This is a genomic window from Streptomyces sp. SID13726 (genome assembly GCF_010548375.1).
Taxonomy (GTDB): Bacteria; Actinomycetota; Actinomycetes; order Streptomycetales; family Streptomycetaceae; genus Streptomyces.
Window position 1 is genome coordinate 1 of record NZ_JAAGLY010000336.1, and the last position, 480, is coordinate 480.

Here is a 480-nt window from a genome sequence, read left to right on the forward strand (position 1 = left end):
GCCCTGACCCTGGCCCCTGGGACGGGCCCTGCAACCACACGAACGACACGGAGCTGGTCTCGGCGGTCCTGCGCTCGTGGGCCGAGCGCTTCGGTGCCCGGGTCGTCGGCGTCGGGACGGACACGTTGCTCGTGTCCGTCGCGCGACCGCCCCGAGACCTGGAGCACGCCCGCGCTCTCGCCGTCGAGCACTTCGCCGTCTGCCCCGACAACGTGTGGCAGGGCTCGGGCAGCGTCCGCGCGTACGCCGAAGAAGCCGTGGCCGGCTCGGAGCACTGGGCGTTCTGGTGGGACTGACTGGGCGTTCTGGTGGGACCGGGGGAGCGGGCGTTACGCGCGGGGGACGCGTACGACGCCCTCCTGGATGACGGTCACGGCGAGGCGCCCGTCCTGGGTCCAGATCCGGGCCTGCCCGAGCCCGCGCCCGGCCGCGGCCGAGGGGGACTCCTGGTCGTACAGCAGCCATTCGTCGGCGCGGAAG

Annotated in this window: 1 protein-coding gene and 1 pseudogene; one reads left to right on the top strand and one right to left on the bottom strand. The window is 74.0% G+C overall.

What is annotated here, in order from left to right; all coding sequences use genetic code 11:
• The coding region (locus G3I78_RS47940; protein WP_164436907.1) for a DUF4253 domain-containing protein at positions 1–296 on the top strand (296 nt) is incomplete at its 5' end.
• A gap of 33 nt (positions 297–329) precedes the next feature.
• Here G3I78_RS47940 and G3I78_RS47945 read toward each other — a convergent pair.
• Positions 330–480, bottom strand: a pseudogene (locus G3I78_RS47945) (acyl-CoA thioesterase domain-containing protein); the annotation flags it as partial.